A 3,080-nucleotide genomic window follows, 5' to 3' on the forward strand; every position below is an offset into this window, starting at 1 on the left:
TCCTCGGCATTCGCCGCCAGCAGCGCATCGGTGCGAGCGCGCAGCGCGGTGGCGGCGGCGGTCAGCGCGGCGTCCTTCTGCGGTCGCGGCGCGGTCGCCAGCGCATGCGCGGCCTCCCGCGCGTGGCGCGCGGCGGTCTCCAGCAGGCGGGTGACTTCGTCGGCGACGGCGTTCATCGCGGCTCTCCTCCGGGGGCCAGGGTTAGACCTTGGCGTCGGCGGAGGGAAGTCAGCGCCCGATCCTGAGCCCCGCCAGGCGGATGATGCCGTCCGGCGCCGGCTCGAAGCCCTGCAGGTCGCCGCGCATCGCCCAGAACCAGCGGTGGTGGTACAGCATCAGGTGCGGGCGGTCGGCCAGCCAGAGCTGCGCGGCCTCGCGATACAGGCGCTGCCGCTCCGCGGTCGCGGTGATGGCGCGGGCCTGGCGGAACAGCTCGTCCAGCCGCGGATCGGCATAGCGCCCCCAGTTCAGGAACCCGTCGGAAGCCAGCCAGAAGGCGATGTTGCCGTCCGGGTCGGGTCGGCCCGACCAGATGGCGATCGCCGCCTCGTAGTCACCACGCTGGGTGGCCGCGACCATGGCGCTGGATTCCAGCACCTCCAGCCGGATGTCGAAGCCGCCTTCCGCCGCCATGGACTGGATGATCTGCGCGACCTGCGCCTCCACCGGCTGGTTCGGCACCTTCAGCGTGAAGGCGACGCGGTCGTGCCCTGCCTCCCGCAGCAGGGCGCGGGCGCGCGCCGGGTTGCGCGCGGGCGGCGCGAGGTCGGCGAAGTGGTAGGGTGTGCCCGGCGCCTCCGGCTGGTTGTTCGGCGTGAAGCGGCCTTCCAGCGCGACCTGGTTGATGATCGCGCGGTCGATCGAGAGCTCCAGCGCCTGCCGCACGCGCGGGTCGCTGCCCAGCGGCCGCTGCGCCAGCGGGCCGTGGCCGACATTGATGCTCATCGTCTGGTAGGCGATGGACGGGCCGGAGACGAGGCGCAGCCGCCGGTCGCGCTCCACCGCGGGAATGTCGGTCGGCGCGACGCGCTCAATCAGGTCCAGCTGGCCGCCGCGCAGGTTCAGCATGCGCACGTTGTTGTCGGGGATCGGCAGGAACAGCAGCCGGTCGAAGTGGATGTTCGCCGCGTTCCAGTGGCCGGCGTGCCTCTCCATCTCGATGCGGTCCTGCGCGACGCGGCGCGTGAGGCGGAAGGGGCCGGAGCAGACCGGGTTCTCGCCGACGCGCTCCGCCATAGGCAGCACGGCGGGCGAGAGCATCATCCCCGCGCGGTCCGCCAGCACGGAGAGCAGCGGTGCGAAGGGCTCGGAGAGCACCAGGCGCACGGTGCGCGCATCCAGCACCTGCACCTCGCTGACAGGCCTCAGCTCCGTCCGGCGGCGGCTCTCGCGCGCGGTGCGGTAGCGGTCGAGGTTCGCCTTCACCGCCGCGGCGTCCACCGGCGCGCCGTCCTGGAAGCGCGCGCCCTCGCGCAGCGTCAACGTCAGCGCGCGGCCGTCCTCCGCCCACTCCCAGCGCGTGGCGAGCTCCGGCCGGAAGGAGAGGTCGGGCGCGACATCCACCAGCTTGTCGCAGAGCGCGGAGAACACCACGCGCTCCACGAAGCTGCCGGACTGCGCGGGATCCAGCACGTTCGGGTCGGCGCCGATGCCGATGCGCAGCGTGGTCTGCGCGAGGGCAGGGGCGGCGAGCAGCGAGCAGGCAAGAGCGGCGGCAGCAGGCCGGAGAGCTATTCGTCCCATGGCGTCGGTCCCCATCAGGTCGGCAGGGCACTTGACGCGTCGCCGGTGGAAGAGGTCAAGCGGCCGGTGCGCCGGCGTGGACGGACCCGTCCGCCCTCTCCGGATCGCGCAGGCGATCCCGAGCCATGGCGACGACCATCTTGTCCACCGCCTGTCTGTACGGCTCGTGGTAGTCGCCGAGGAAAGTGATGCCCTCGAGCTCCGGGCCGCTGCCTTCGGCCAGCAGTCCCGTCACGCCAGGAAGGCCGAGGATCTCCCTGCGGATCTGCTCGCGCAGCGCCGCACGCTCCGCGTCGGTCCGTGCCTTCTCGGCCTTCACCTGCAGCTCGGCGCGGGCCTCGTATTCCTTGAGGAACTCCAGCACGAGGTCATGCAGATAGCGTTCCAACCTGTGCAGCAGATCGCGCAACGCCGGCCAGCCCGGGAAGGCCGGGTTGTCCTCTCCCGCACCAAGGGCGTGGATCTCGTGCCGGATCAGGCCGATCTCCAGCCCGACCTGCTGCAACTCCCGCATCTGCTCGCCATAGGTCTTGGCGGAGCCGTGCGCCGGGATCAGCACGCGTGCACGCCTGACTGTGTTGGTGGCCGCAACCAACCGGCGCAGCTTGTCGGCACGGAAATCCGCCAGCCATTCCGACCGCGCGTGGCGCCGCTCGCGCGTCTCGTCCTCCTGCTTCGCGCGGCGTCGCCGGTCGTCCAGCATCGAGTCGAGCATCGTCTTCACGACGGCGCCGACCACGCCGATCGCCGCGAGCTGCATCAGGATCTTGCCGGCCTCTGCCAGCAGCTTGCGCTGTTCCGCCCGGTCGACGCCAAGCTCCTGATAGACATACAGCGCGCCGCACAGTGCGGCGCCCGCCATCAGCACGAGGGCAGGGACGACGGCCCAGGACAGGCTGTCCCTCGCTGCCTCCCGGCGCATGAGGTCGGGTCGTGCGGAACCGTCCATGCCGCGCTCCTCGCCGGCTGTTGCCGAGTGGAAGGCTAGCAGCGCACGACCCCGCGCTGCCACTGCAGCAGCGCGAGGCGCTACAGCACCACCAGGTCGTCGCGATGGATGATCTCGTCGCGGCCGCGCCAGCCCAGGATCGCCTCGTGGTCCTCGCTGCGGTGACCGGCGATGCGGGCGGCGTCGGCGCTGTCATAGGCGACCAGCCCGCGCGCCAGCTCGTGCCCCGCCTCGTCCTTCACGCTCACCGGGTCGCCGCGGCGGAACTCGCCTTCCACGGCGCGCACGCCGGCCGGCAGCAGCGACGAGCCCCGCGCCAGGGCGCGCGCCGCCCCGCCATCCACCACCAGCGCGCCGAGCGGCGCCAGGCTGCCGGCGATCCAGCGCT

The 3,080-nt window shown here is 72.2% G+C and carries 3 protein-coding genes; all 3 read right to left on the bottom strand.

The features are described 5' to 3' along the window. Positions 1–228: 228 nt before the first annotated feature. The gene (locus OZN99_RS28495; RefSeq protein WP_270938597.1) at positions 229–1,743 is read right to left on the bottom strand and encodes an ABC transporter substrate-binding protein; all 1,515 of its coding nucleotides are present in this window, start codon (positions 1,741–1,743) and stop codon (positions 229–231) included. A 55-nt stretch (positions 1,744–1,798) separates the two neighbouring features. Continuing rightward, the gene (locus OZN99_RS28500; RefSeq protein WP_270938598.1) at positions 1,799–2,692 is read right to left on the bottom strand and encodes a hypothetical protein; all 894 of its coding nucleotides are present in this window, start codon (positions 2,690–2,692) and stop codon (positions 1,799–1,801) included. An 80-nt stretch (positions 2,693–2,772) separates the two neighbouring features. Then, the coding region (locus OZN99_RS28505; protein ID WP_333779782.1) for a PUA domain-containing protein at positions 2,773–3,080 on the bottom strand (308 nt) is incomplete at its 5' end.

Origin of the sequence: Falsiroseomonas oryzae (assembly GCF_027856955.1) — a bacterium.
GTDB classification, from domain to species: domain Bacteria; phylum Pseudomonadota; class Alphaproteobacteria; order Acetobacterales; family Acetobacteraceae; genus Falsiroseomonas; species Falsiroseomonas oryzae.